Below are 25,354 nucleotides of genomic sequence, written 5' to 3'. Positions count from 1 at the left end.
ACCAAGGGAGATCAACCCGGTGAGCAGCACGGCAGAGCGCAGTGCAAAGCGGTAGGATCTTTTGGCCCGCACCGCCATTACAGCACAAACTTATACCCTACCCCCTTTACGGTCTTAAAATGCTCCTCGCCTATCTTTTCGCGCAGTTTTCTAATGTGCACATCAATGGTGCGGCCGCCCACCACCACTTCATTGCCCCAGACCTTGTCCAAAATCACCTCCCGTTTAAAGACCTTGTTGGGCTTGGAGGTGAGCAGGGCCAACAGCTCAAACTCCTTTCGGGGCAGCACGATCTCCGTGCCCTTGTTTATGATCTTGTACTCCTCCCGGTCTATGGTAAGGTCGCCCACGGTGGTAATGTCCTCCACGGCCTCCTCCGCGGTACCCACCCTCCTGAGCAGGGCCTTGACCTTGCTCATTAACACCTTGGGTTTAATGGGCTTGGTAATGTAATCGTCCGCGCCGGCATCAAAACCGGCCATTTGGGAGTAGTCTTCGCCCCTTGCGGTGAGAAAGGTAATAACGGTGTTTTCCAGTCCCGGGGTGCGCCGTATCAGCTCGCAGGCCTCAATGCCGTCCATTTCTGGCATCATCACATCCAGGATAATGAGGTGCGGTTTCTTTTTTTTCGCCTTGGCCACGCCCTCCGCACCGTTCTTGGCGGTGTGCACCTCATAGCCCTCTGAAGAGAGGTTGTAGCTCACGATCTCCAGAATGTCTGGCTCGTCATCCACCAAAAGGATGCGCATATCTTTCTTTTTCATGGTCGTTTTTCGTGCTTATTTCCCAAATGTAATAAAGAATACCGCTTTGCCGGCCGCGCTTAACGTTGATTTAATGTAGTAACCTTTCCGTAACACTAAAAATATAAAGGTTTAACATGCACCTAACCCGACCTTTACAGGCACCCGGTTTCTTTGCAGCGGATTTAAGAGACACCCCCCTAGATGAAAAAAATACTTTTTGCCTTTCTCCTGTTAAGCGCCACCGCCGCCCTTTGCCAAGACACGGGCAGCATTGCGGGCGCCCTTACGGACAAGGAATACAACAACGAGCCCCTGGCCTTTGCCAATGTGCTGATCAAGGGCACCTCCAAGGGCACCACCTCTGATTTTGACGGCCTTTTTGAAATTGACAATGTGGATCCAGGCGTGTACACCTTGGTGTTCAGCTACTTGGGGTACGAAACTGTGGAGATCGCCAACGTGGCCGTAGTGGCCGGGCAGACCACCACCGTGGACGTGGCCATGAGCGCCTCCAAGGGAATGGCCCTGGAAGAGGTAACGGTGATCACCTCCACCGCAAAGGATTCCGAGCAGGCCCTGTTGCTGCAACAAAAGAATGCCAACCTGATCCAGGAGGCCATTGGCGCCGAGGCCCTTACGCTAAAGGGCATTGACGATGCCGCTGCCGCGGTGTCGCAGATTTCGGGCATCTCCAAACAGGAGGGCTCAGGAAACGTTTATGTGCGAGGGCTGGGCGATCGCTACCAGAACACCACCATGAACGGGCTTTCCCTGCCCTCCAATGACGTGAACAAAAAGAACATTGACCTAAACCTCTTTTCCAGCGGCATCATTGAGAACGTATCCGTGAGCAAGGCCTACAACGCCTCTTTTTATGGCGATTTCTCTGCCGGAAACGTGAACGTTGACTCCAAGGAATACTCCGGCAACGGGTATCTGGAGGTCTCCTTGGGCAACGGCATCAACTCCAATGCCGTGGGGCAGGATTTTTTGCAGAGCGAGGGCACCAGCTTCTTTGGTTTTTACAATAGGTACAACAACAATCCCTTTGCCATTATCCTCTCGCACGGGGTGGATCCGGAACAAATGGGGGCCCCGGTAAACCTCAACGGTGCCCTTGAGGGAGGGTACTCCATCACGTTTCGGGACGATTCCAAGCTCAGCTTCTTTGGCACGGCCGCCTTTGGCAATGGGTACGAGTACCTACAGGGTCCCGCCCGGGATTTTACCAACGTGCTCAAATTCGATTTCCCCGAAACGGAGGAATACATCTATTCTTCCAACACCACGGCTCTGGCCAACATGGTGTACCAGATGAAAAATGGGCACAAGATCAAGTACAGTTCCCTGTTTGTGAACAGTGCCACCGATGCCGTGAGCTTTTTTGGGGTGAACGGAGAGGGCTTCAACCGGGACGGCATTACCTCGGACAACGGTTTCTTTGTGTCGAACGTGCAATTTAACCAGGACATGATCTTTGTGAACCAGCTCACGGGCAAACATAGGTTTCAAGAGGATTGGGTGCTGGATTGGGGAACTGGGTACAACACCGTCTTTTCGGACGAACCGGACCGAAAGCGCATCACCCTGGAAAACTACCAGTTTGCCCTGGACGCTGACCCCAACACCAACCCGGTGTTCTTTACCAATACCGCTTTTGAGAACCAGCGCTTTTTCCAGAGCATAGAAGATCGGGAACTGAACAGTTTTGTGAATCTGAGCCATACGGCTTCCGAAGCGCTCACCCTGAACTTTGGCTACAATGGCCGCACCAAACAGCGCGATTTTAACAGCATCCGCTACGGCTACCGCATCTTTGACCGCACCACCCCGGTAACGGACGTGAACAACCTGGACTCCTTTTTTACCATAGAAAACAGCAGCCTGGGCGGGCAGGAGGGTGCCCTCTACGAGATCCGCAACCTGAACCCGATCAACAATGACATTGGTGCGGTGAACCGTCCCGGCCTTCCGGACAACACCTACCGTGGCAACCTGGACATCCACGCCGGTTTTCTCTCGGCCGAGTGGCAGGTAACGGAACAACTGCTCTTGGTGCCCGGCATACGGGCCGAGTCCGTGAGCCAGGACATTGTGTACGATGTGATCAACCTACCGCCTTCGGACCCGGGCTTCCGCAATGTCCAAGAGTCCCTCTTTCTGCCCAGTCTCAACGCCCGTTATGCCCTTAGCGAGAACGCCAACCTCCGGTTGGGTATTAGCAACACGGTCTCCTTTCCGGAGTTCAAGGAAGTGGCCCCTTTTGTTTACGAGGGCGTGACCCAGCGCTTTGGGGGCAATCCCGATCTGTTCGGGGGCAAGAACGGGGATGGGGTCAATTATTCTGACATCTACAACCTGGACCTGAAGTACGAATGGTTCATGTCCCGGGGCGAGCTGTTCTCCATTGCCGCCTTTGGCAAGCTCATACAAGATCCGGTGAACCGTGTGATCGCAGCAGATGCCACGGGCACCCAACGTCTCTTCCGTACCGGGGAAGCGGCCCGGGTACTGGGGCTGGAGGTAGAGCTGCGCAAAAACCTGCTCACCAATGCGGAGGAACGCGCCACCCTCTCCCTGGGCGTCAATGCCGCCTATACCCATACCCGGCAAGACCTAAGGAACATTGCCGCCGGGGAGCAGAACACCTTTGGCACCACCTTTGATCGCAGCTCGGACGCCCTGCAGGGCGCCTCCCCCCTTATTGTGAACACGGACCTGAACTACAGCCCCACGTTTGGAAACTATGCGCCCAAGGCCACCTTGGTGTTCTCCTACTTTTCCGATCGCATCGCCGCCCTGGGGGCCGGGTCCTTGGGGAACATTGTGGAAAAGGGGGTGCCCACCCTCAATTTTATCTGGAAAAATCCCATTGGCGAACATTTTGAGGCCAACCTTAGTGCCACCAACCTCTTGGACCCCAACATTGCCCTTATCCGTGAAAACACCGGGGACGGGGACATCATTATCCGGGAGTACACCCTGGGCATCAACCTGGGCATCACCCTGAAGTATAAATTTTAAAACATCCAAAACTGCATTTAAACTAGAAACAATGAAAAAATCGATCTTGAGCTTAGTTACCCTAGCGGCCCTTTTTGTGGGCTGTGAGCGCGATGACACCGCGGACATCATCATCACGGACAACAGTGTTACCACGGTGAACAACACCACGGCCACCGAGGGCGGTGGGGAGACCACGGTGGTCCTTACCCCGGCCTCCGGCAGCATTAACGAAGACCTGACCTTGGAGGCAGACAAGGAATACATTCTCAACGGGGCCACCATTGTGGCCTCGGGCACCGTACTGACCATAGAACCCGGCACCCTGATCAAGGCCACGGCCGGGCCCAACGTGTACCTGGCCATTGAGCAGGGCGCCCAGATCGTGGCCAACGGTACGGCGGCCAATCCCATTGTGTTCACCTCGGACAGTACCGCGCCCTCTGCCGGGGACTGGGGCGGGCTCATCCTCTTGGGTCGTGCCCCGGTGAACTCGGTCACGGGCACGGCCACCGCCACCTCGGAGATCGGAAACCTGCCCTACGGCGGCAATGTGGCCGATGACAACTCCGGCATACTGCGCTATGTGCGGGTGCAGTATTCCGGTGGGGCCGCGGACGGACAGTCCGAGAACAACGGCTTTTCCTTCTATGGCGTGGGCAGCGGCACCACCATTGAATACATCCAATCCTTTGAGGGGGCAGATGATGGCATTGAGTTCTTTGGCGGTACGGTGAACGCCCGCTTCCTGGCCGTGGTGAACGCCGAGGACGATTCCATTGACTGGACCGAGGGTTTCAGCGGCAGCATTACGGATGCCTTTGTACTGCAAGGCAACGGCATTGGGGACGAGGCCTTTGAGTGCGATGGTTTCAATACCGATTTTGCCAACGCCTCCGGTAATTTTTCCAACCCCACCGTAACCAATGTCACCATAGAGAGCAAAAGCGGCACCAATGACAGCACCCGTGGGTTCTTGCTGCGCGCGGGCACCCAGGGCACTTTTGAGAATGTGCTCATTGTGGGCAAGAACACTGGCATTTTGGTGGACGATGACGAGGCCGCCACGCCCACCTCTTCCAACATCCTGGACGGAACCCTGAACTTTACCAATGTAACCTTTACCGATGTGCCCACCCTTACCGAGCTGGACGGGGACGCCACGGAGGCCGATCTGATCAGCGGGGAAGGGAACGGGACCGGAACCGACATTGCTGCCTGGGGCGCGGGCTGGACCGTGGGCATAGACTAAACCCTGCCTAAAATAGAATTATAAAAGCCCGCCCAGTGCGGGCTTTTACACTTGGTTGAAGGAAAAAACACAAGAAACCGCCCTTCTTTTTATACTTGGAACCGATTATTTCTATCTTTGTGGTATGGCATTTGCACCCAATACCTTATGAAGCACTTTTACCTCATTGCATTCTTCGTATTCAGTGCGATCGGTTTTGGCCAGTCTGGCCCGGACCGGGGAGATATTGAGGGCTTCTCTATGTACCCCAATCCGGTGACCAATGCCCGCATCTACATTACCACCCAGAACAACGGCCCCAAAGAGATCATGATCTATGACGTGCTGGGCACCTTGGTGCTCAAGACCACCATCCTGGGCAGGGAACTGAACCTGTCCGACCTGGACGCCGGTGTTTATGTGCTGCGCGTGCTGGAAGGCAAACGGGTGGCCACCAGGAAGCTCATCGTCAAATAGGTCGTTCCAACATTTTTTTGGAAATATCCAGGCGGTGGCCCGTTTTGCCACAGCCTTGCCGTTGGTGGGCACGTGCCGTGGCCGTGGCCCGCTTCCTTCCACGCCCCCTGGGGCAGTTCAGGAAATGGCCGTTTTCCTACCTTTTATACGGTAAGTGCCCCACTTTATACAATTGTGTTGGGCCAATTGGGCCCTACGCCCTACCTTACTTTCGTCATTTAAAATGACCCGGGACAAGGTTGTCCCATTAAACGTAAAAACACCAGAGGTATGAGCGCCTTCACCTTTTACATTGCCGTTACCGCCCTGCTCTTTGCACTGAGCGTGCTTGTCTTTATCCTCTCCGGTCTTCTGAAAAAAACATCCGACCGGCCCTAGACGCCCAAGTGTCATGGCAAGATCCGGCCCCCTTTCGCGAAGGCCGTTGTCCGGGGGGCCAAAACCTACCTATCCCCACTTTTTAACTATATTGACCTTTTTTTTCACATCCATATCATTATGGTCCAAATTATGAGGCAGAAGACGGTCACGTGCACATCACGCATGATCAGCAGCGCGTGTATGGAGGCGGCCACCAAGATGGAATGGGTCTTCAAAAGATAAAAAGCTCCCTTCCTTGTTCAAGGCTGGCCCGCCCGAACGGTACGGACGGGAAATGAATTCCAAAGGCGGAAGAAAGGGGTGGTTGATAGGGTGAATTCATAACCAAAAGGTTCTTCCCAGGCCTGTCCCCCGCTCTGGGAGCTTGGGGAAAAAACAGCCCAAAGTGCCCACGGAGCAACCCCTCCGCTTTTCCACAGTGAAGTGGAAAACCACCTCCCCTTGACCAAGGGGAGGAGCGGCTCTTGGTTCTCAATGCAAGCCAAAGCCAAAACACCGTCATTGCGAGCGCAGCGCGGCAATCCGTCACTTTCAGAATCCCCAGTGGGTCGTCCGGATCGGGGCCGTTTGCCGGGATGCAGCCCCACGGCCAGTAAGGGCGGCGCACCGCCACGCCCCTAACTGCAAAATGTCCACCGGACCTTTTTCGGGCGTTCGGTCGTGTGCATTGCTTTAGCTGCGGGGCACCCCGCTCTGGGAAACCGGACCTTTTGCGGGCGTTCGGTCGTGTGCATTGCTTTAGCTGCGGTGCACCCCGCTCTGGGAAATTCGAGTTGAAACAGCCCAAAGTGCCCACGCAGCAACCCCTCCGCTTTTCCACAGTGAAGTGGAAAACCACCTCCCCTTGACCAAGGGGAGGAGCGGCTCTTGGTTCTCAATGCAAGCCAAAGCCAAAACACCGTCATTGCGAGCGCAGCGCGGCAATCCGTCACTTTCAGGTGCTCCATTGGGTCGTGCGGATGGGGCTGCTTACTGGGATGCAGCTCCAGGGCCAGCAAGGGCGGCGCACCGCCGCGCCCCTCACTGCAAAACGTCCACCGGACCTTTTGCGGGCCTTCGGTCGTGTGCATTGCTTTAGCTGCGGGGCACCCCGCTCTGGGAGCTTGGGGAAAAAACAGCCCAAAGTGCCCACGGAACAACCCCTCCGCTTTTCCACAGTGAAGTGGAAAACCACCTCCCCTTGACCAAGGGGAGGAGCGGGCCCTTGGTTCTCAATGCAAGCCAAAGGGTCAACGACTTCTTGCACGACCAATGGCAATTATCATTTAGATTGTTTTCAGTCCCAATTCCTTTAAATATGCATTGTGCTCATTTAATGCTTCCGTGGCTTTCTTTTCTATATCAACCAGTTTTTCATTCACTTCTTTTAAGTCAATGATCGGCTCTCGTTTTGCCGTACTCACATAACGGGAAATATTCAAGTTAAACTCGTTTTTCACGATTTCCTCCATTGGAACTCTGCGAGCGTAACGTTCCACTTTTTCAGGTCGGTTTTTGTAGGTATTGATGATCTCAAGAATATCGTTTTTCTCTCCTTTTTCAAGATCTCCATTTCGCAATACGTTTTGACGCTTTTCTTTTTTATAACCCTCACTGGCATTGATAAACAATACATCATCTTCTTTTTTACATTTCTTTAAAATCAAAATACATACTGGAATTCCGGTTGAAAAGAAAAGGTTGGAAGGCAAGCCAATTACGGTGTCTATATGATTGTCTTTGAGCAGTTTTTCCCTTATGCGAGATTCCGCTCCACCTCTAAATAAAACGCCGTGCGGTAAAATGATGGCCATGGTTCCCTCTTCACTCAAAAAATGGAAACCGTGCAATAAAAAGGCAAAATCTGCAGCTGATTTTGGTGCCAACCCATAATTTTTAAATCGGAAATCTTCGCCCATAGCCTCGGAGGCATCCCAGCGTAAACTAAAAGGCGGATTTGCAACGATGGCATCAAACTCTACCTTTTTTGCAGGGTTCATTTCGTTTAGAATCTCCCAGTCATTTTTTAAGGTATCTCCGTGGAATATCTCAAATTCTGAAGCTTTTACTCCGTGCAGCAGCATATTCATCCGGGCCAAGTTGTAGGTGGTTATGTTTTTCTCTTGCCCATAAATTCTACTTAAAGTACCACCGGCTTTTTCAATTTTATTCTTTACGTTCAATAGCAAGGAACCAGAACCACAAGCAAAATCGAGCACTTTATTTATCTTTTTCTTTTTACCTGCTTTTGGGTTTTGACTGTCTAAAGTCACAATCTCCGAGAGAATGGTAGATAATTGCTGTGGTGTGTAAAACTCGCCTGCTTTTTTACCTGAACCTGCTGCAAACTGTCCGATCAGATATTCGTAAGCATCTCCAAGGGTATCGCTATCCGTGGAGAAGTCTGCAATACCTACGGCAATTTGGGTAATGATCTTGCAAAGCTTTTCATTTCTAGCTTCATAGTTCTTGCCTAGTTTTTCAGAATCAAGATTAATTTCTGAGAACAAGCCTTTGAACGAATTTTCAAAGGATTCGTTTTCTATGTATTTAAACCCTTTTTGAAGTGTTTTTAATAAATCTTCGTGCTGTGTTCTTGCCAGTTCTGAAATACTGCTCCATAAATATTGCGGCTCAATTACATAATGCACTTTTCTCCGCATTTGCTTTTCGAATTCCACAATGTCATTAGGATTTGCTTCGTACCAAATCGAAAGTGGGTTTGTGGAGACGCTATGCATAGCGTCTTTACTGGGATAGTCTGACCCCAATTCTTTTTGAACCGAAGCTTCATAATTATCAGATAGGTAGCGTAAAAAGAGGAACGATAGCATATAATCACGAAAATCATCTGCATTCATGGCGCCTCTTAAACTATCTGCTATATCCCAAAGGGTTTTGCCTAGTTCTTCTTGTTTTTGTTGTGCGGTCATATTTCTTTAATTGAAAAATTTATCCTCTTTCCAATTCATCGGATTGTTGATAATGTAATTGGAAATGGTGTTAAACGATTTATTATCACGAATAATGTGGTCGTGATATCGAGGTTGCCATTGAAAATCGGGATTTAATATTCGGGCATTTTTGGTTACCCCAATTTTAAACCCACGAATAATGGATGCCAAATTTTTGGATTGTGGGCCGAATTGGTTTTTCGATGGTAATGGTAAATCATTGTTTGTGGTGGCGGTGGTGTTTGTGTGGGTGGTGTTTGCGGTGTTTGTGGTGTTTGTGGTGTTTGTGGTGTTTGTGGTAGAGACGCAATGCATTGCGTCTCTACGTTGCGTATCACGTTGCGTATCACGTTGCGTATTGTATTGGTTTTGACCAATACCAATGATGGCGTGAAAATGATTGGGCATTACCACGTAATCGCCCATCCACAAATTCATATCAGGTCGCATTTCAAATGTTTTTAACCATTCGTTTTCCCCAATTTCAGACAATTGCATTTTTCCATTTATTATTTCGCCAAAATAATGTTCGCGGTTATGGGTACAAATGGTTACAAAATAGGCGGCATTGCACCCATAATCCCAAAATGGGGCACGGGCAGAGGCAATGCGGTATTTGTTTTTGTATTTATCCATTTTCTGAGACGCAATGTATTGTGTCTTTACGGGTTATGATTAGGAAACAACTGTTGCATTAAGCCTTTTTTATGCTCTTGTAGCTGTTCTATTTTTTCTTCTTGGGCTGCTATTAGTTCGTCTGCTGCAGAAAGACAAGCGGCTATTTTTTGTTGTTCTTTTGGGTCTTTTGGTCTTAAAATATTGAGTTTGGAATAAACAGAAATCCAATGCCTTTTATGCGTGCTAACCTCAAATTTTAAATTTTGGATAGCTTCAAACATAAACTTGATATTGTTATCATCTTTGGCAAGTAAAATTTTCATTGCGGATGATTTGGCTTTGAATAGAAAGTCAACAAATTTTGATGCAGTTGTAAAATCATCAAAAATTATTACGGGAAGATTTTTATCAAATATTCCTTCTTTTTCATCTGTATAGCCTAAAATAAATGTTTTACCGGCAGTTAAAACTGGCGTTTCGAATTTGTCGTCATAATCTGTACTACTCACCAAATAGGGTGTTGGTTGCAAGTAATCCAAACACTTTTCAAGAGTCGTTTCCTCCCACTCCCCATCATTCACAAACTCAGGAAAACGAAATTTAGGCACTTTTGAATTGTGAATTGTGAATTGTGAATTGTGAGTTTCATCATTCACCATTGTTTCACCATTCACCATTGTTTCACCATTCACCATGGGATTGGGAAACAGCTGTTGCAACAATCCTTTTTTGTGGTCTTGTAAAAGGTCTAGTTTTTCAGTTTCTGCTGTGATGACTTCATCTAAAGAAGATAGGCAATTGGCTATTTTTTGTTGTTCTGCGGGGTTTTTGGCAAGAGGAATTCTTATTCTTTCTAAGTTTCTTCTGTTTAACTTGGGTTGTGCTTTACCTGTTAAATATTCTTCAACACTGTTTGAATTGATATATTTCTGAACCAGAATTTCTGTTGATTTGTTCTCAAACTTAAGAACGTGTGCGTGATTATTCACCCAAGTTTTCCCAGAGATTGAATATGCTATCGGGTAATTTCTATCCAATAAATTAGCTCCATCTTCAGAAATTAATAATAATTCTTCATCAAAGATGAAATCTTTTACATAATCAATTACTCCAGTGGCTCCATAATAAGGAATATCTCCTTTTTCTCTTTTGTTGCTTGTTATTGGTATTCTTCTATTACTCAAATTTTCGGCTAATGAGCCTAGGTTTTCAATAGTCCATTCCTCCTCAAACTCAGGAAAACGCAATGGTGGTACTACCCGTTCGACTCTGCTCAGGGCATGTTTTTGTTTGCTGCTCATTTTTTGAATTATGAATTATTAATTGTGAATGATGAATTACTTGTTGGCATAATGCTTTTGTTTTGAGGTGATGATAATGGATGCGAGTATCTTATTGATTTCTTTACTGTCTTGAATAATGGATTGATTTTGTTTTTCTTCGAGGTAATCGGATTTATGCAGAAGTTCTAACCAATAATCGGTTTCATTGGCTTCTTTTTGGGAGATTGCCAATTTGTGAATAAAATCGGTTTTACTTTCTGCGTGCTCTGCTTCTCTGACCATCGCACCAATAGCAGTACCACTTCTTAGCAGTTGTTTACTCATTACAAACTCTCTTTTCTCCTCACAGAGAAATCGATAGAGCTTCACTACCCTTAGCGCAAACGCAAAACTTTTATCTCTAATAATATTTGGTCTTTTCTCATTCATAATCCACAACTCACAACTCACCATTCATAATTCACAATTCAAACAGAGTAGGCATTCAACCCCGCAATTTCTCGCCCTTGGGCCAGTTTGTTCAATAAGGGCACCAGGTCTTCCATCAGTGCCAATTCTGCCACCCTGCGGTCTTTCCAGCCCAGCCCCAAGGGTGCCAACAAATCGGTCAGTTTTTCACCATCAAACAGCATTCGGTTCATAATTTCATCTATAAAGGCTTTGAGGCTTTGGGTTTCTAGCTGGTGTTTTTGGGCAATGGCGTTGAGTTCCTTGGCGGCTTTTTTGTCTTTAAATTGTTGGTAGCCCTCGCGTATCTCCTTTTCAGTCAATTTTTCGCCAATGGGCAAGGCGTTGATATAGGCAATGATGTCTTCACGTTCGTCTTGCATGTTGGCACTAGCGCTGAGCAATTGTATAATTTGCTCCTTGGTCATTTTGGTTTTTTCACTTGGCGCATTGTGCAGGTGTTTGGCTACCAGGCCAATGATGTAATCGTAATCTATAACGGCAGAAGAGAACAGGGCAAACTCAAAATCTAGCTGTTTCACTGCCTCTGGTGCATCGGGTTTGTTTTGTATTTCCTTTAAGCGTTTTGCGGTATCGAGGTAATTGCTCTTAAAGGAACGGAAATCGTCTGTGGGCAAGGTGGCTTCAATGGTATCGGCTTGGGCGTCTTCCAAGTCGGTATATTGGTCTAGCTGTGTTTTTAAACGCTGTACTTCTTTAAAGGTGTTGATGAACTGTGCACGTGCTTCGTCTCCTTTGAGGTTGGCTACTTCGTGGGCTTTACATTCCAATCCGTGCGATTCCATAACCATTTTCAGGTTGCCTACCGCTTCCTGGTATTTTTCAATGACCACCGGTGCGGGTTCCACGAGCCAGATTTCTTTTGCTCGCTCTATCTGGGCACCGGAGAACAACACCATGGCATTGTCCACCGCCTCTTCCTGCTGTCTAAAATCGAGAATGTTTCCCTTGGGTTTATTGTCATTTATGACACGATTGGTGCGGGAAAAGGCTTGTATGAGACCGTGATATTTTAGGTTTTTATCTACGTAAATGGTGTTGAGGAATTTAGAGTCGAAACCCGTAAGGAGCATATCTACCACAATGATCACATCTATTTTGTCTTTGTGCGGCACATCTTTGTTGGGGTACTTCTGCGATTTTATACGCTGCTGTATATCTTGGTAGTAGCCATCAAACTCGGCGATACTATGGTTGGTGCCATACTGCGCATTGTAATCTGCCATAATTTGGGTGAGGGCTGCCTTCTTTTTATTGGGCTCTATCTGGTTGTCGGCTTTTTCTTGTTGTAAATCGTCTTGCAACTGCAGTATGTCTTTGTTGCCCTCGGCAGGCGGAGAGAACACACAAGCAATGTTGAGCGGGGCGTAGTCTTCGTTCACTTGGGCGTATTCCCTTTGGTTTTGCTTAAAGAGGTGATAATACTCAATGGCATCTGCAATGGAAGAAGTAGCCAGTATGGCGTTGAACCTTCGGTGGTCCGTAGCTTTGTCGTGCTTTTTGAGAATGGCATGTATCACCGCCATTTTATGGCTCAAACCATTGAAATCCGGTTGACCTTCTGCCGTAAAATAGTCGATATGAAAAGGCAGTACGTTCCTATCTTCAATGGCATTGGTGATGGTGTACGCATGCAGTTCTTGCTGAAAAACATCTTGGGTCGTTTTGTAGGAAGCTTGGTCGCCTTCAATGGTTTTATAGGTAGCGTTTTCCGTAAAAATGGGTGTTCCGGTAAATCCAAAAAGTTGGGCTTTGGGAAAGAACTCTTTTATGGCATCGTGGTTTTCGCCAAATTGCGAGCGGTGGCATTCATCAAAAATAAATACCACTCTTTTGTCTCGTAAGGGTGCCAACCTATCGTAATAGCTTTCTTGGTTGTCCTCTCGTTGCTTTACGTTGCGTTTACTATTTTGGTTGAGTGCCAAGCCCAGTTTTTGAATGGTGGTCACAATTACTTTATCTGCATAATCTGTAGATAACATACGATTGACCAAAGTGGCCGTATTGGTGTTTTCTTCCACACTGCCTTCTTGGAATTTATTGAACTCTTGTCGTGTTTGCCTATCGAGGTCTTTTCTATCCACAACAAACAAGCACTTTTCAATATCGGGATTGTCTTTTAAGAGTGTGGAAGCTTTGAAAGAGGTGAGTGTTTTTCCACTTCCCGTGGTGTGCCAGATGTATCCGTTTCCTCTATTTTGGTGTATGCAATCTACAATGGCTTTTACCGCATAGATTTGGTACGGTCGCATTACCAGTATTTTTTGCTCGCTTGCCACCAAAACCATATAGCGGCTTATCATTTGCCCCAGGGTGCATTTGCTTAAAAATTTGTCGGCAAAGTCGTAGAGGTGATTTATTTTTTTGTTGTCTTCAGTTGCGAGAGTGTACACGGGCAAAAATTGCTCATCTGCATTGAAAGCGAAGTGCTCATTGTTGTTATTGGCAAAATAGAAGGTCTTGCTTTTGTTGCTCACAATAAACAACTGCATAAAGCACATGAGCGAATTGGTGTAGCCGTTTCCCACATCATTTTTATAGTCCACAATCTGCTGCATGGCCTTGTTGGGACTCACTTCCAGCGTTTTTAATTCTATTTGAACCACAGGCACGCCATTGATGAGGACAATGACATCATATCTATGGTTGCTGTTTTTTGTGTTTATCCGAAGTTGGTTAATGACCTCAAAGTCGTTTTTGCACCAGTCTTTGATGTTTACAAGGGTATAGTGCAAGGGTGTTCCATCTTCGCGAAAGAAGGTGTTTGTTTTTCTTAAACTATTGGATGCAGCAAATACATCGGGGTCAATGATTTGGGTACTCAGTTTTTCAAATTCGGAATCGGTGAGTTGCACCTTGTTGAGTTTTTCAAATTTTTCGCGAAAATTTTGCTCCAGCGCGTTTAAGTCCCTTATATCAGGCCTATAGGTGTATTTTAAATCTTGTAATCTGCCTACAAGCCCATATTCTATGTCTGCTTCCTTAACTAAGTCCATTCGATCTTCCTTTGTTTATGACTTTACTTCAACCTTTCCCATTTTTATGACCTCAAACAGCGTCTCCAAATTTGGTTGTCTTCTGTTTTGGGCGTAAGTGATTACCATATAGTACCGCTGCCCCTAAGCCTTCTGCCAACCAGGTCTGTCCAGTTCAAAAAATCATCTTAATTGGTTTTTCCCTATAGTTCCCTAAAATAGCCAAATCAGTCGTAACCCCGCTGGATATTACTTGCTTTAGATTGGTCAAAATCATCCGCCATCCGGCTTTATCCGCATACAGACCGCCCGCCAAAACCTTCACTATGGATTACCTGATCAAATTGGGGATTAGACTCCAATTCCGTAAGGGTTGATCAGGTGCATTCCTTTGGTGATCATTTAATTGAAATAGTACCACCGAATATAACCAATAAGGCACACCCAACTCAATACGGACCACCTTATCTGCCAAAACGGCCCAATTGGCCAAACAGCAAGGCCGAGACCCAAACACCCCACCCCTCCCCCCTACCGACAACCCGCACAAAAAAATCGATGAAAGGAAGCCCGCAAGGCATTGACCTACAATTTTTTGGCTTTCACAACAATTTATGGCCCGGGCCGGCGTTGGCGCCTACCTTTGGGATGTTGACTCCCAAATCAATGGCGCATGAAAACAATCTACCTACTCCTTTGCATTGGAATGACCCTTTCTGCCACGGCGCAGGAGACCCGCACGGCTGTTTCCCCGCAAGAGAAGCACATAGAGGGCTTTAAACTGTACCCCAACCCCGCCACGGACCAAGTGGTCTATGTGAGCACCGCCCTTAACGAGATCAAGACCGTGCACATCTACGATGTGTTCGGGGAACTGGTGCTAACGGACAACATTAGGGGCAAAACACTGAACATTGGCCGTCTTGTGCCCGGGGTGTACATGGTGCGGGTCACCGAGAACGGAAAGCACATGCACCGCAAATTGGTGGTGCGCTAAACCTGGACCGCCCCAAAACTTCCGCGCATCTTCTTTACCTTTGTGCCACCACAATATCATGGCACAGCGCAATTTCCTGAACATAGACACGCCCCGAGACTTCCTGGCCCAGGCCCTGGAGACCTTTGGGCACCAGTACGCCCACAACCCGGTGTACCGCAGCTATTGCGACCATCTGCGGGTACGTCCCCAGCGGGTTTCCCAACTGCGGGACATTCCCTTTTTGCCCATTGAATTCTTCAAGACCCAGCGGGTGCTCACGGGCACGGGTGCCGTGGCGGCCACTTTTACCAGCAGCGGCACCAGCGGCCAGGCCACCAGCCGCCACCACGTAACGGACCTGTCCCTGTACGAGGCCAGTTTTACCCAGGGCTTTGCCCATTTTTACGGGCCGGTGGAAGACTACTGCGTGCTGGCCCTGCTGCCCTCCTACCTGGAACGGCAGGGGTCTTCCCTGATCTATATGGCCAACCACTTCATTGCCGCCAGCCCCCACCCGCAGAGCGGTTTTTTTCTCCACGACCTGGAGGCCCTGCGCCGCACCTTGGGCCAATTGGAGGCCGCGGGCACCAAGACCTTGCTCCTTGGGGTGTCCTTTGCCCTGTTGGACCTGGTGGCACTGGGGCCCCTTTCCCTGGAACATACGGTGGTGATGGAAACGGGCGGGATGAAGGGCCGCCGCAGGGAAATGATCCGGGAAGAACTGCACGGGCTGTTGTGCCAAGGGCTGGGGGTGCCCAAGATCCATTCGGAATACGGGATGACGGAGCTGCTGTCCCAGGCCTATTCCCAGGGAGACGGCCTTTTTTCCTGTCCGCCGTGGATGCGGGTGCTGGTCCGGGACACGGAAGACCCCTTTTCCCATCTGGGCCATGGCCGCTCGGGCGGCATCAACATCATTGACCTGGCCAACCGAAATTCATGCTCCTTCTTGGCCACCCAGGACCTGGGCAGGCTACGGGCCGGGAATACCTTTGAGGTGCTGGGCCGCTTTGACCATTCCGATGTTAGGGGCTGTAACCTTATGGCGCTGTGAGGGAACCGTGACATACGGCAGGGCGTGCTTTGGATAAGGGGTATAGGGCGAAGGGTGTTGCCCCTGATTGCGGGCCCTTCCTATAAAAGGACCTCTTTTCCGTGCCTAAAAGATATGGGAAAACGGCACCAAGAAGTACGGGAAGGAGGTGTTTTGATCTGCGAAAAGAAAAATGGGTGCTCGGCACCGCCCAAACCGATGGGCTACCTAATCCCTGACCAGCACATACTCCAGTCCGGGGCCGTCACAGGCCTGCCAGGTGCTGGCCAAACGCTCGCTGCCCAAGTAGATCAGGGTCTCCTGCCCGGCCCCGCCACAGCCACCGGCCAAGGCGTCTCCGGTGGTAAAGCTGAGCTCCAGGTAATCCCTATCGTCATTGTCGTACTCCACGGCCTGGAAAACCCCCGTGGCCTCCAAGGTTCCGGCGGCCGTGGTCCTGGTCTTTACAAAAGTGCCATCTGGATGAAAGACATAGGTCTCCTGCCACTCCATCTCGGTTCCTTGCATCAGGGAGCCTTCGGAACCGCCCATCTGCACCAATTGCCAGCGTTGGGCATCGGCCTCAAGACCATCGGCATCGGCATCCATGCCCTCATTGACACAGGCCCCGAACAACAGGGCCACCAACACCGGGCAAAAAAGAGGTTTTAAAGATTTCATTGTAGGCACGTTATCACTTTTAACCCTGTGATCCCCATAGCGCGGACAGGGTACCAAAAGGCTTTTTTTAAGTCGTAAATAGGGAAACTTCCTTACACCACCGCCCCAAAATGGCCGGGCAATGCCCTTCCTTATCCACCTTGTAGATGAAAACGGGCCGCAAAGGTTGCGTTACATCCGGCTTGGATGCTAAACATGGCCTTGAAGATTTAAATGGGTAGAGGTCAGCAACTATCTACCCAACGTAAACGTACTATTTTTGACTCTCAACGGACATGCTTTATAATTTGGGAGCCCTTGACCTCGGTGGAGACCCCTCCGCCTATCGGCACCTCCCCTTGAAAATAAGGGGAGGACCCATATATCAACATAGCTGCCAAACCGATAATAAATATTTAGAGGTCAGTAGATAAATACTTACTATTAAAATAGGTTATTATGTTGAAAATCATAACAATATTTTTTTGTCGCTGTCAGTTCGAGCGCTCCCGAAATTTCGGGAGAGAACGCTTGATTGCCAAAATCGGGCTTCGACTGCCTGCCTCGACTACAATTTAGGCGGGCGCTCAGCCTGACATTTGTGTCAATAATGGGCTTTATAATAGGTACCTAAGTACTGACCTCCATAAATGGTTTTGGCTGTAGTTTAATTTCGGGGCAAGCTTCGGAATAGTAAACCCTTTGGCGGTGCCAATAAAGTCCTTTGAAATCATAGGTACAGACTTTCGTTTTAGGTCTGTTTTCCTTCCCCTTTGCAGGGCAAAGATGACGGAAGGGGCAGCACCCCAACCCCCGGGCAAGACGGATATTTATATTGTCGCAAATACGACGTATCGGTACGTTATACCAGTTCTATTCTAAAATTCTGCCAAAAAAATTGAATTGTTTTTTTGCCTGCGAAAAAGAAACCATTTATCGGCCAATTTTCAATGGGGAAATGGTATTGCCATAAGAGGCCGCGTTTGGATATGGGCTGGGTTCAACCCCTTCCGTCTTGCCATCCCAACTTCAGGTCGGGATAGCAATCCACCTTCCCCTGCTAGGGGATGGAACCATAATGCGAACAGTTTGTTCAAAAAAAAAGGGGCGCCTGTTCAAGAAAAATAGGTAAGTGACCCATGGCCCACAGGTCTTCGAAGACTAGTGAAAACGAAATGGGCCTCAGGTCTGGGCCACCAGCACGAAATAATTTTTCTTGCCGCGTTGCAGCAGTACAAATTTTCCGTTGATCAGGTCTTCTGGGGTAATGATGCGGTCTTGGGAAACCTTTTCCTTGTTCACGGAAATGGCATTCTGCTTCAGTTCCCTTCTGGCCTCCCCGTTGGAGCCCAAGAAGCCGGTCTGGGCAGAAAGGGCCGCGATCATGTCCATCCCTTCTTTTAAGAGGGAAAGGGGCACGTTGGCCTGGGGCACGCCCTCAAAAACGTCCAAAAAGGTCTTCTCGTCCAAGGATTTTAGATCGGCCGCAGTGCTCTTGCCAAACAGGATGGCACTGGCCTTCACGGCATTGTCCAGATCTTCCCTGGAGTGCACCATGGTGGTGATCTCGGCGGCCAACCTTTTCTGCAAAGCGCGTTGGTGGGGGGCCTGGGCGTGTTGGGCAATGAGCAGCTCCGTTTCTTCCCTTGGAATAAAGGTAAAGATCTTGATGTACTTTTCGGCATCGGCATCGGAGGTGTTCAACCAATACTGGTAAAATCTATAGGGCGATGTCCGTTGGGCGTCCAACCAAATGTTTCCGCTTTCGGTCTTGCCAAATTTGCTGCCGTCTGCCTTGGTGATCAGGGGGCAGGTGAGCGCGTACCCCTTGCCGCCGCCCACGCGCCGTATGAGCTCGGTGCCGGTGGTGATGTTGCCCCACTGGTCGCTGCCGCCCATCTGTAGGGTGCAGTCATGCTGGCGGAAAAGGTGGAGAAAATCGTACCCCTGCACCAATTGGTAGGTAAATTCAGTAAAGGACATGCCCTCGTTGGCCTCCGGGGAGAGCCGTTTTTTCACGGAGTCCTTGGCCATCATGTAGTTCACGGTAATGTGCTTGCCCACATCCCGGATAAACTCCAGAAAGGAGAAATTTTTCATCCAGTCGTAATTGTTCACCAGTACGGCGGCATTGGGGGCACTGCCCTCAAAATCCAGGAAACGGGACAGCTGCTCCTTGAGCGCGGCTTGGTTGTGGCGCAGGGTGGGCTCGTCCAGGAGGTTTCGTTCGGCCGATTTTCCCGAGGGGTCCCCGATCATGCCCGTGGCGCCCCCGATCAGGGCGTAGGGCTTGTGGCCGGCCAGCTGAAAGTGCCGCAGCATCATCACGCCCACCAAATGGCCAATATGTAGGGAATCGGCCGTGGGGTCTATGCCCAGGTAGGCCGATCGCATGCTTTCCATCAAGTGCGCTTCGGTGCCCGGCATGGCATCGTGCAACATCCCGCGCCAGCGAAGCTCTTCCACAAAATTCTTAGTCATGTTCTCCATTTCAAGATTCTTGGGTGCAAATATAAACGTAATTCCACAGCAGATATGCCGTTATGGCCCAGGAATACCTAAATTTGGACCATGGTTTTAGTCACGGGCGGTACGGGTTTGGTGGGGTCGCACCTTCTTTATCAATTATGCCGATCGGGCGCGGAGACAAAGGCGCTCTACCGATCGGAAAGCGGGCTGGAAAAGGTAAAAAAAGTCTTTTCCTACTACACTGATGCCCCCGGTGCCCTTTTGGAACGCATTATTTGGGTGAAGGGCGATATTCTGGACCTCCCCTCCCTGGAAACGGCCTTTGAGGGGGTAAAAACCGTGTACCATGCCGCGGCCCTGATCTCCTTTGACCCCAAGCAGCACCGGAACCTTGAAAAGACCAATGTGGAGGGCACGGCCAACGTGGTGAACCTGTGCATTGCCCACAAGGTGAAAAAACTCTGCCATGTGAGCACCATTGGGTGCATAGGCCGAAGCCCCAACGGCGAGGAGGCCAACGAGGAGACCCCTTGGAACGCGCAGCACCACAATGTGTACGCCCTCTCCAAAAAAATGGCCGAAATGGAAGTCTGGCGGGGCACCCAAGAGGGCGTCCCGGCCGTGATCGTGAACCCCGGGGTGGTCTTGGGCCCCGGATTTTGGACCTCGGGAAGCGGCAGGTTCTCCACCGCAGCGCAAAAGGGCGGGGCCTTTTACCCTCCCGGTGGCACCGGCTTTGTGTCCGTCTCCTCCGTGGTAGGGGCCATGCTGGCCCTGATGGCTTCCAAGGCCCAGAACGAGCGCTTTATCTTGGTGGACGGGAACAAAAGCTACCGCGAACTGCTCACGGCCATTGCCCAGCACTTGGGCGTGCGGCCGCCCACCCGCGAGCTGGCCCCCTGGCAACTGCACTTGGGCCGTTTTTTAGAAACCTGTGCCAGCCTGTTCACCGGCAGGGAGCGCCGCCTTACCAAGGACACCATAAAAGGCCTGCTGCAACGGCAATGGTACAGCACGGAAAAACTGGAACAAACGGTGACCCTAAAAAAAACGCCCCTTTCCGACACCCTGGCCTTTTGCTGTGCGCAGTTTAAAAAAGAGAACGGATAAGCACTTACCAACGGCCAGGGGCCAACAGGGAACCATCCTCCCAAAAAAAGCTAAAGCGTGTCCTTTTCGGCAGAGAGGGCATCGCGTTTTTCCACGGCCTCCAAACTATCGTTCATTTTTTTCAGGGCGTCCACCCGTTCCTTTTCCTGGGTAAGCAGGGCTTCCACCTGGAGGTAGATGTCCTCGTATTGGGCCGGTAGGGAGGCGTAGTAGCGATCGCTCTCCACAAATTGCAGGCTGTCCACCCCAAATTTTTCAAAAACATAGGAGGTGGGGTCAATGCCGTATTCCTTCAATTTGGCTATGCTGGTGGTACGGGCCGCGTTGAGGACGGCCAATTCCTTTAGCATGAGCACCATCTTGTCCTTGGGGATCACATTTTCCGGCGGCTCGATCAATTTCTCCCCACAGGAGAACAGCAGTGCGGCCAAGCCGGCCATGAGGAAGGTTTTTAGCTTGCCCATTATCTGTTGAAGGTTAACCGTTTGGCGTTCCTTTCCGTAGAAAACGTCCCGTTCTCGTACCCCAGGTGCCCGTTTACAAAGGTGTGGGTAACGCTGGCGTTGAAGCGGTGGCCCTCAAAAGGGGACCAGCCGCACTTGTAGGCAATGTTTTCCTTGGTCACCGTAAAGTCCTTGTTAAGGTGTACCACGGCCAGATCGGCATAATGGCCCTCGCGCACAAAGCCCCGGTCCTTCACCTGGAACAGGATGGCCGGGTTATGGCACATTTTGGTCACCATGGTCTCCAAGGAGATCCTTCCCTGGGCGTGGGCCTGCAACATGGCCGGCAGCGCGTGCTGCACCAAGGGGCCGCCACTGGGCGCCTTGGTATAGACCTGGCGCTTCTCTTCCAGGGTGTGGGGCGCATGATCGGTGGCCACCACGTCTATGCGATCGTCCAAAAGGGCCTGCCACAGCATTTCCCGGTCCTTGGCGGTCTTTACGGCCGGGTTCCACTTGATCAGGGTGCCCTTCTCGGCATAGTCCGCGTCCGAGAACCACAGGTGGTGGATGCAGACCTCTGCGGTGATCTTTTTTTCCGCGAGCGGGATGTCGTTTCGGAAAAGTTCCATTTCCCTGCCGGTGGAGAGGTGGAAGACATGCAGGCGTGCCCCGGTTTTCTTGGCCAGGGCAATGGCGCGGGAAGAGGAGAGGTAGCAGGCCTCCTCGCTGCGGATGACATGGTGCTTGGAGATGGGAATGTCTTCCCCGTATATTTCCATCTGCTGGGCCAGGTTTCTCTTAATGGTGCCCTCGTCCTCACAATGGGCAGAGATCACCATTTCCGTGTTGCTGAAAATGCCCTCAATGACCTTTTCGTCGTCCACCAGCATGTTCCCGGTGGAAGAGCCCAAGAAGAGTTTAATGCCGGAACAGGCGTGCTTGTTTAACCGCTTTATTTCCTCCAAATTGTCATTGGTGCCACCAAAGGGAAAGGAATAATTGGCAAAACTGCTTCGGGCGGCAATGCCGTGCTTCTCCTCCAATTTTTCCAGGGTCACGGTCTGCGGGTTGGTGTTGGGCTGTTCCATGAAGGTGGTGATGCCGCCCGCCAGGGCCGCACGGCTCTCCGTGGCAATGGTGCCCTTGTGGGTAAGGCCGGGTTCGCGGAAATGCACCTGATCGTCTATGATGCCCGGCAGGATATGGTGGCCCTCCAGGTCCATTACCTTGGCCTGGGGGTCCGAAAGGTCCCTGCCCAACTTTTCCACCCGCTCGCCCTTGATGAGCACGTCTTGCTGTGTTACCTGTCCCTCGTTCACCAGGGTGGCATTTTTTAAGAGAATCTTGGTCATGTCAAAATCTGTTTCGTTGAAAGAGGCTCCGGAGCTTCATGGCAAAAACGCCCCAGACCGCCTCACTGATGATGGAACCGCTCATTTTGGATTTTCCCTTTTCGCGGTCCCTGAATATGATGGACACCTCTTCTATGGTGTAGTTCTTTAGATAGGCCCTGAACTTCATCTCTATCTGGAAGGCATAGCCCACAAACCTCACGGAATCCAATTCTATGTGCTGCAGCACCTCCCGTTTGTAGCAGACAAAACCGGCCGTGGGATCGTGCACCCGCATTCCGGTGACCATCTTCACGTACACCGAGGCCCCATAGGAGAGCAGCACCCGGTACAGCGGCCAGTTCACCACGTTCACCCCTTTTTTGTAACGGGAGCCCACCGCCACATGGGCCCCGTTGAGGCAGGCCTTTAGCAATCTGGGGAGGTCTTCGGGGTTGTGGGAGAAATCGGCATCCATTTCAAAAATATGCTCGTAGTCCCGTTCCAGGGCCCATTTGAACCCGTGTATGTAGGCCGTGCCCAAACCGGATTTCTCCGTGCGCGTTTCCAAGTGCAGCGCGGCCGGATACTGCTCTTGGAGCTCCCTTACCCTGGCACCCGTGCCGTCCGGGGAGTTGTCATCCACCACCAAGACGTGAAAGTCCTTCTTCAGGTCAAAGACCGCCTTGGTAATGGCGGCAATGTTCTCAATTTCATTGTACGTGGGAATGATGATGATGTTGCTGGACATGTTCTTGTGCCTATGGACACAAAAATAACCTTTTCGGCAAGGCTAAAAAACACCCCATGGGGCTTTGTGAAATTTTTACAAAAGCAAACCGTGGCAATATTTGTAAATTTACCGGACGAAACCAAACTGATGTCAGCAAAAAACCAAAAGACCTTTTCACTGCTTCTCGTGGTCTTTTTTGTGGTGAACGTACTGCAGGCCCATTTTACCGAGCTCATTTTTGATGAGGCCTATTACTGGTACTACAGCCAGGACATGGCGTGGGGGTACTTTGACCATCCGCCCATGGTGGCCCTCCTCATAAAGTTGGGCAGCCTCTTTTTCGATGCCGAGCTGGGCGTGCGCTTTGTGAGCGTGCTCTTGGCCACCCTGACCCTGCCCGTGCTGTGGGACCTGGTGGACGATGCCCGGAAAGAAGGGCACATCCCGGCATTTTTTGTCTTGGTACTGTCCATGACCCTGCTCAATGCCTATGGGTTCATGACCCTGCCAGACACGCCCCTCTTGTTCTTCACCGCCTGTTTCCTCTGGGCCTACAAACGCTTCTTAAAGGCACCGGGAGCGGGCATTGCCCTGCTGTTGGGCCTGGTCATGGCCGCCCTGATGTACAGCAAGTACCACGCGGTGCTGGTCATTGTGTTTGTGCTCTTGAGCAATGTAGGACTGCTGACCAACAAATGGGCCTGGATGGCCGTGCTGGTGGCACTCACGGCCTACCTTCCGCATTTCCATTGGCTCTACGAGAACGATTTTGTCTCCATAAACTACCACTTGTACGAGCGCCCCAATGACGCCTACAACTTTGAAAAATACACCTTGGGCTTCTTGGTGAACCTCATTGCCCTGTTTGGCCTCACCTTTCCCTTGGTGTACCGTGCCCTATGGGGAAGTCGGCAAAAAGACCTTTTTACCAAGGCGCTGCGCTACCTTACCTACGGGGTGATCCTGTTCTTCTTTGTATCGAGCTTTAACCGTAGGGTACAGACCCAGTGGCTGATCGTTATCTGCATTCCCTTGGTGGTCCTGGTGTACCGCCATATGCTACAGCACCCCAATTTTTTAAGGTGGATGCTGCGCCTGGGCTGGATCAACATTGCCATTATCTGCTATTTGCGGCTGGGCCTGGTGCACCAGCCCCTGCTGTTCAACTTCTACTACGAGAGCCACGGGAACAAGGACTGGGTGGCCCAGTTGAGGAAACAGGTGGGAGACCTTCCCGTGGTGTTCGAGAACTCGTATCGGCGGGCGCCCATGTACGCCTTTTATTCCGGCGGCGCGGCCACCTTCTCCCTGAACAACCTGCGCTACCGCAAAAACCAATATTCCCTGGACGACTCCGAAGAGCGCGTGCGGGGACAAAAGGTGGCCTATGTCTCCAAATACCTGAAAGACGGCCCCATCTCCTACACCAAGACAGATGGCACCACCTTTAAGGGAAGGTATATCGATCAGTTTCAATCGTACCGAAAACTCCGTGCAGACCTGGTGGGGCCACAGGAACGTGCCACCTTGGGAGACACGGTGACCATAGCGGTGCACAATCCCTATCCGTTCCCCGTTCCGCTGGACCGGCTGCGCTTTGCCGTGGCCCATTTGAACGACTATAAAAAAACACAGGACATTGTCCCCGTTGCGCTGTTACCGCGGCAAAACGGGCTTACCGAGCTGCCCGGCAGGGGCACGGCCCAATTTAGCATGGTGCTTCCGCCCAGCAATAAGGACCATATCCCCTATTTTAGGGTTGCCATCTCTGAAAACGAACTATATTACGGCCTCAACAGCCGCCCCATACCCCTAAACTAAATGGAGCCCGACCTCAGATTCCTGCCCGTATCCGACTGGACCACCTTGGTGCTCTTTGGCAGTCTTGTATTGGTGGTGGTGGCCAAAAGACTGTACTACCAACGCTTCTTGAATTTTCTGGCCCTTCCGTTGAACAACAAATACTTTTCCCAGTTCAGCAACAAGGAACTCCTCTCACACAGTTTTCACATCTTGGTCACTGTTTTTCAGATCATAAACAGCGGTCTGTTCCTCTACTTCACGTGGACCATTTTTAGTGAAAACACAAATAGGGCGCCCCAGATCGTTCCATTTCTGGGATTTGTGGGTGGCCTGGTGCTCTTCTTGGTGGCCAAGGTCATGCTACAGCTGGGCAACGGCTTTGTTTTTGGTTCCTTTGGATTTTTTAATGAGGTGGTCTTTAAAAAACTGTCCTATTTAAACTACGGCGGCCTGGTACTGTTTCTTGCCAACGTACTGCTAAACTATGTCCTTATAGGGTCAAAACTTGTGGTTTACGTAGGGTTTTTCCTTTTTTTGGCCATTAATCTTATTGGTTGGATCACAGTGGTTAAGAATTCCGAAAAAGTGGTATTGCCTTACCTTTTCTATTTTATTTTGTACCTTTGCGCTCTTGAAATTGCCCCCCTCGTTTTACTTGGCAATTTTCTTAAATAG

At 50.3% G+C, this 25,354-nt stretch carries 19 protein-coding genes; 8 read left to right on the top strand and 11 right to left on the bottom strand.

What is annotated here, in order from left to right:
- Positions 1-77: 77 nt before the first annotated feature.
- A complete protein-coding gene (locus ACKWCC_RS04685) occupies positions 78-764 on the bottom strand; it encodes a response regulator transcription factor (RefSeq protein ID WP_413994748.1) in 687 nt (228 codons plus the stop codon).
- A gap of 183 nt (positions 765-947) precedes the next feature.
- On the opposite strand from ACKWCC_RS04685, the gene ACKWCC_RS04680 reads away from it, so the two are divergent.
- From ACKWCC_RS04680 to ACKWCC_RS04670, 3 genes are all read left to right on the top strand, one after another.
- Positions 948-3,770: a TonB-dependent receptor gene (locus tag ACKWCC_RS04680; protein WP_413994747.1), complete on the top strand. Its 2,823-nt coding sequence runs from the start codon at positions 948-950 to the stop codon at positions 3,768-3,770.
- A gap of 31 nt (positions 3,771-3,801) precedes the next feature.
- A complete protein-coding gene (locus tag ACKWCC_RS04675) occupies positions 3,802-5,001 on the top strand; it encodes a multidrug transporter (RefSeq protein ID WP_413994746.1) in 1,200 nt (399 codons plus the stop codon).
- Between the two features lie 147 nt (positions 5,002-5,148).
- A complete protein-coding gene (locus ACKWCC_RS04670; RefSeq protein WP_413994745.1) occupies positions 5,149-5,457 on the top strand; it encodes a T9SS type A sorting domain-containing protein in 309 nt (102 codons plus the stop codon).
- A gap of 1,646 nt (positions 5,458-7,103) precedes the next feature.
- Here the strand turns inward: ACKWCC_RS04670 and ACKWCC_RS04665 are convergent.
- Genes ACKWCC_RS04665 through ACKWCC_RS04645 form a run of 5 tightly spaced genes read right to left on the bottom strand, consistent with a single transcriptional unit; the run spans position 7,104 to position 14,136 of the window.
- Positions 7,104-8,750 carry a type I restriction-modification system subunit M gene (locus ACKWCC_RS04665; protein ID WP_413994744.1) on the bottom strand — a complete coding sequence of 549 codons (1,647 nt, stop codon included), beginning with the start codon at positions 8,748-8,750 and terminating at the stop codon, positions 7,104-7,106.
- A gap of 6 nt (positions 8,751-8,756) precedes the next feature.
- On the bottom strand, positions 8,757-9,407 hold the full coding sequence (locus ACKWCC_RS04660) for a transposase (RefSeq protein WP_413994743.1): 651 nt from the start codon (positions 9,405-9,407) through the stop codon (positions 8,757-8,759).
- Between the two features lie 26 nt (positions 9,408-9,433).
- Entirely contained in the window at positions 9,434-10,690 is a 1,257-nt protein-coding gene (locus ACKWCC_RS04655) for a restriction endonuclease subunit S (RefSeq protein WP_413994742.1), read from the bottom strand.
- 36 nt (positions 10,691-10,726) lie between these two features.
- A complete protein-coding gene (locus ACKWCC_RS04650; RefSeq protein ID WP_413994741.1) occupies positions 10,727-11,101 on the bottom strand; it encodes a four helix bundle protein in 375 nt (124 codons plus the stop codon).
- A 38-nt stretch (positions 11,102-11,139) separates the two neighbouring features.
- The gene (locus ACKWCC_RS04645) at positions 11,140-14,136 is read right to left on the bottom strand and encodes a type I restriction endonuclease subunit R (protein WP_413994740.1); all 2,997 of its coding nucleotides are present in this window, start codon (positions 14,134-14,136) and stop codon (positions 11,140-11,142) included.
- Between the two features lie 652 nt (positions 14,137-14,788).
- Here ACKWCC_RS04645 and ACKWCC_RS04640 point away from each other — a divergent pair.
- Together ACKWCC_RS04640 and ACKWCC_RS04635 are read left to right on the top strand one after the other, a co-directional pair.
- A complete protein-coding gene (locus tag ACKWCC_RS04640; RefSeq protein ID WP_413994739.1) occupies positions 14,789-15,112 on the top strand; it encodes a T9SS type A sorting domain-containing protein in 324 nt (107 codons plus the stop codon).
- Between the two features lie 55 nt (positions 15,113-15,167).
- Positions 15,168-16,148 (top strand): LuxE/PaaK family acyltransferase, encoded by a 981-nt coding sequence (locus ACKWCC_RS04635; RefSeq protein WP_413994785.1) that lies wholly within the window; start codon positions 15,168-15,170, stop codon positions 16,146-16,148.
- A gap of 207 nt (positions 16,149-16,355) precedes the next feature.
- Here ACKWCC_RS04635 and ACKWCC_RS04630 read toward each other — a convergent pair whose 3' ends face one another.
- Both ACKWCC_RS04630 and tyrS read right to left on the bottom strand, forming a co-directional pair.
- Positions 16,356-16,808, bottom strand: coding sequence for a hypothetical protein (locus ACKWCC_RS04630; RefSeq protein WP_413994738.1), 453 nt, complete (start codon positions 16,806-16,808; stop codon positions 16,356-16,358).
- Between the two features lie 1,161 nt (positions 16,809-17,969).
- Positions 17,970-19,268, bottom strand: a complete 1,299-nt coding sequence (tyrS, locus tag ACKWCC_RS04625) for a tyrosine--tRNA ligase (RefSeq protein WP_413994784.1) — start codon at positions 19,266-19,268, stop codon at positions 17,970-17,972.
- A 90-nt stretch (positions 19,269-19,358) separates the two neighbouring features.
- Between tyrS and ACKWCC_RS04620 the strand changes: the two genes are divergently transcribed.
- Positions 19,359-20,366, top strand: a complete 1,008-nt coding sequence (locus ACKWCC_RS04620; RefSeq protein WP_413994737.1) for an NAD-dependent epimerase/dehydratase family protein — start codon at positions 19,359-19,361, stop codon at positions 20,364-20,366.
- 50 nt (positions 20,367-20,416) lie between these two features.
- Here the strand turns inward: ACKWCC_RS04620 and ACKWCC_RS04615 are convergent, their stop codons facing one another.
- Genes ACKWCC_RS04615 through ACKWCC_RS04605 form a run of 3 tightly spaced genes read right to left on the bottom strand, consistent with a single transcriptional unit; the run spans position 20,417 to position 22,894 of the window.
- On the bottom strand, positions 20,417-20,830 hold the full coding sequence (locus ACKWCC_RS04615) for a DUF4296 domain-containing protein (RefSeq protein ID WP_413994736.1): 414 nt from the start codon (positions 20,828-20,830) through the stop codon (positions 20,417-20,419).
- Complete coding sequence (locus ACKWCC_RS04610) at positions 20,830-22,164, bottom strand: dihydroorotase (RefSeq protein ID WP_413994735.1); 1,335 nt, start codon at positions 22,162-22,164, stop codon at positions 20,830-20,832. The genes ACKWCC_RS04615 and ACKWCC_RS04610 overlap by 1 nt, the downstream gene beginning before the upstream one ends.
- A gap of 1 nt (position 22,165) precedes the next feature.
- Complete coding sequence (locus ACKWCC_RS04605) at positions 22,166-22,894, bottom strand: polyprenol monophosphomannose synthase (RefSeq protein WP_413994734.1); 729 nt, start codon at positions 22,892-22,894, stop codon at positions 22,166-22,168.
- A 129-nt stretch (positions 22,895-23,023) separates the two neighbouring features.
- Between ACKWCC_RS04605 and ACKWCC_RS04600 the strand changes: the two genes are divergently transcribed.
- Positions 23,024-24,697 carry a glycosyltransferase family 39 protein gene (locus ACKWCC_RS04600; RefSeq protein WP_413994733.1) on the top strand — a complete coding sequence of 558 codons (1,674 nt, stop codon included), beginning with the start codon at positions 23,024-23,026 and terminating at the stop codon, positions 24,695-24,697.
- A complete protein-coding gene (locus tag ACKWCC_RS04595) occupies positions 24,698-25,354 on the top strand; it encodes a DUF4271 domain-containing protein (protein WP_413994732.1) in 657 nt (218 codons plus the stop codon).

The organism is Maribacter aquimarinus, assembly GCF_047345505.1.
Lineage (GTDB): Bacteria > Bacteroidota > Bacteroidia > Flavobacteriales > Flavobacteriaceae > Maribacter.
Note: the sequence above shows the minus strand (reverse complement) of the source record. Positions and strands in the feature narration are given on the sequence as shown.

What these genes read in the sequence shown, in the direction of transcription:
- ACKWCC_RS04675 (WP_413994746.1), top strand. Translation starts at nt 3,802, where the DNA reads ATGAAAAAATCGATCTTGAGCTTAGTTACCCTAGCGGCCCTTTTTGTG.
- ACKWCC_RS04655 (WP_413994742.1), bottom strand. Translation starts at nt 10,690, where the DNA reads ATGAGCAGCAAACAAAAACATGCCCTGAGCAGAGTCGAACGGGTAGTA.
- ACKWCC_RS04605 (WP_413994734.1), bottom strand. Translation starts at nt 22,894, where the DNA reads ATGTCCAGCAACATCATCATCATTCCCACGTACAATGAAATTGAGAAC.
- ACKWCC_RS04620 (WP_413994737.1), top strand. Translation starts at nt 19,359, where the DNA reads ATGGTTTTAGTCACGGGCGGTACGGGTTTGGTGGGGTCGCACCTTCTT.
- ACKWCC_RS04615 (WP_413994736.1), bottom strand. Translation starts at nt 20,830, where the DNA reads ATGGGCAAGCTAAAAACCTTCCTCATGGCCGGCTTGGCCGCACTGCTG.
- ACKWCC_RS04645 (WP_413994740.1), bottom strand. Translation starts at nt 14,136, where the DNA reads ATGGACTTAGTTAAGGAAGCAGACATAGAATATGGGCTTGTAGGCAGA.
- ACKWCC_RS04640 (WP_413994739.1), top strand. Translation starts at nt 14,789, where the DNA reads ATGAAAACAATCTACCTACTCCTTTGCATTGGAATGACCCTTTCTGCC.
- ACKWCC_RS04630 (WP_413994738.1), bottom strand. Translation starts at nt 16,808, where the DNA reads ATGAAATCTTTAAAACCTCTTTTTTGCCCGGTGTTGGTGGCCCTGTTG.
- ACKWCC_RS04670 (WP_413994745.1), top strand. Translation starts at nt 5,149, where the DNA reads ATGAAGCACTTTTACCTCATTGCATTCTTCGTATTCAGTGCGATCGGT.
- ACKWCC_RS04610 (WP_413994735.1), bottom strand. Translation starts at nt 22,164, where the DNA reads ATGACCAAGATTCTCTTAAAAAATGCCACCCTGGTGAACGAGGGACAG.
- ACKWCC_RS04680 (WP_413994747.1), top strand. Translation starts at nt 948, where the DNA reads ATGAAAAAAATACTTTTTGCCTTTCTCCTGTTAAGCGCCACCGCCGCC.
- ACKWCC_RS04685 (WP_413994748.1), bottom strand. Translation starts at nt 764, where the DNA reads ATGAAAAAGAAAGATATGCGCATCCTTTTGGTGGATGACGAGCCAGAC.
- tyrS (WP_413994784.1), bottom strand. Translation starts at nt 19,268, where the DNA reads ATGACTAAGAATTTTGTGGAAGAGCTTCGCTGGCGCGGGATGTTGCAC.
- ACKWCC_RS04650 (WP_413994741.1), bottom strand. Translation starts at nt 11,101, where the DNA reads ATGAATGAGAAAAGACCAAATATTATTAGAGATAAAAGTTTTGCGTTT.
- ACKWCC_RS04665 (WP_413994744.1), bottom strand. Translation starts at nt 8,750, where the DNA reads ATGACCGCACAACAAAAACAAGAAGAACTAGGCAAAACCCTTTGGGAT.
- ACKWCC_RS04595 (WP_413994732.1), top strand. Translation starts at nt 24,698, where the DNA reads ATGGAGCCCGACCTCAGATTCCTGCCCGTATCCGACTGGACCACCTTG.
- ACKWCC_RS04660 (WP_413994743.1), bottom strand. Translation starts at nt 9,407, where the DNA reads ATGGATAAATACAAAAACAAATACCGCATTGCCTCTGCCCGTGCCCCA.
- ACKWCC_RS04600 (WP_413994733.1), top strand. Translation starts at nt 23,024, where the DNA reads ATGTCAGCAAAAAACCAAAAGACCTTTTCACTGCTTCTCGTGGTCTTT.